Raw genomic sequence first — 1,972 nt, 5'->3', positions numbered from 1 at the left:
TTAAAAGCACAACTGTTTATTCAGTTGTGCTTTTTCTTTTGGCTATTCAAATGGTTTTGTCGAAGGATTAAAGAAATGCATTTGGCTTTCGACGGTTTGAACGATTAAGAGCCTTACAAAGAGCTTTTTATTATTGAGTATATAGAGAATGAAGTCTAATCTCAATTCCTGTAGGTATAGCGCATAAGGACTTCGGGATATATGGACAAATATCCAAATGTTTCATTGCATCTTATTGGCCATGCTTTTTGTAATATTCACTTTTGAGTTTATAAAAAGTAGAAAATAGTAAAAATTCAACCTCAAATAACTTTTATGTTATTTGAGGTTTTTCTTAGTGCGGCATTAACAAATAACTATTCAGCTTTAGATGCATCAGCCAAAGAAAAGGATACTATTTCTGTTGAAAGTATGGAAACTCAAACTATTAAAGATGAACAAATGTTAAAGCAGCTAGCAATAATCAAACAAGTGAAGTACAACAAGTAGAGAAAAATGTTGATTCAATCGAAAACAAAACAGAAGAAAATAAAGTTATGTCTGAAAAAAATACTAACAAACTTACAAAAAAACCAATTTCTGATGATAAGATTATTCAAGGTTCAGGAGACGTAAAGAAATATATTAAAAAAGGTATAATAATAATGTTGATGAAAATACGTTAGGTATCGCTCAAAACTTCCGCATATTTGAAAATAAATCAGAAATTGCATCTAATACAAATGGGAATGTTGCTGTTAAAGAGCTGACTGGAATGAATGCCGACTTTGGTACCAACCAACATGGTGATTTGAATAGCGCAGATAATTAAAAAACAGACATTACATATATTCAATCTATTAAAGACAGAGTAAACTTTACTAGTTCATCAGGTGTTCAGGATCGCGAAATTAGTAGTAGGTAAAGATGTTAATCTAAGTGTCGTAAACAACGGAAATGATGTAGCCATTAATGGAACGAAATTAAATCATATCAAACAAGTTTATCAAGATACTGATACAACATATATCAATTTTGAAGAAGAATTTTCCCAGTTGGCTGCAACTTCAAAATCCTTGGCAAATAAAACAAAGGATGACAAAACAGTTGTTCTTGATAAATTAGGATCAAGCTATACTTTAGATTTATCTATGTTTGAAGTTAAAGATAATACGATAATATTAAATATTGACCCAGAAGATTTAATAGACTCATCAGGCAACCTAATTATTAAAGGGCTAAAAAAGGAACAAATGTTATACTCAATGTTGATTTAAAAGCCAAAAAAGAATTGAATGTACAAAAGAAAATTAATTTGAGTTATGTAAATCCTGATGGTATAACATCGAATCGAAATAACTATGAAGCAGTTGATTTCAGCGATGCTAATCTTTTGTGGAACTTTAATGATTCTACTTCAGCGAATGGATTTACAGGATTGATTAATCTTCAAAAAGCATGGCAAGGAACAATTCTAGCAACAGGAGCTACATTAAAAGATACCTCTAATATTGATGGTTCTATAATTGTTAATGAGTTTTTAGGTGCTGGAGAAACACACTGTTGGGATTACCAAGAAACAACTGATCCAGGAAACGATGAAGAAACACCTCAGAAATCAAATGGTAGCACAACAGATTCAGGGACTAGTAACAATAAATCATCAAATAATTATGATTCAAAATCAAAAATGGATAAAGTAATTTTTAAGTTGGATGCTGGTAGCACTCAAAATGCTTTACCTCAAACTGGGGAAGACAACTCATCATCAGTTACTTTAGCTGTATAGGAACTTTACTTGCGGCAGTGGTGGCATTCTTAACTGCAATTCGCAAAAGAAAAACGGCAAAGTAGAACTTAAAAAATTGCAAAACCATAATGTAATAAATAAAATGACGCTGTGACAAAAGAGTTTTAGCTAATGAAAAATCCGAACAATAGTGAAATTACCTTTAAATCCTCACTTTTGTTGGATTTTCTTTTTTATTATCTC

General features: G+C 31.0%; 2 protein-coding genes. Both read left to right on the top strand.

Translation table 11 applies throughout. The features are described from left to right. The first annotated feature begins 872 nt into the window (after nt 1-872). Nucleotides 873-1,256, top strand: a complete 384-nt coding sequence (locus D1606_RS18285) for a collagen-binding domain-containing protein (RefSeq protein ID WP_119417434.1) — start codon at nt 873-875, stop codon at nt 1,254-1,256. Between the two features lie 14 nt (nt 1,257-1,270). Next, nucleotides 1,271-1,768 (top strand): collagen-binding domain-containing protein, encoded by a 498-nt coding sequence (locus D1606_RS18280; protein ID WP_369973829.1) that lies wholly within the window; start codon nt 1,271-1,273, stop codon nt 1,766-1,768. Nucleotides 1,769-1,972 lie beyond the last annotated feature (204 nt).

Origin of the sequence: Rummeliibacillus sp. POC4 (assembly GCF_003576525.1) — a bacterium.
Taxonomy (GTDB): Bacteria; Bacillota; Bacilli; order Bacillales_A; family Planococcaceae; genus Rummeliibacillus.
The sequence above is the reverse complement of the archived record's forward strand: the minus strand, read 5'-3'. Positions and strand labels throughout refer to the sequence as shown.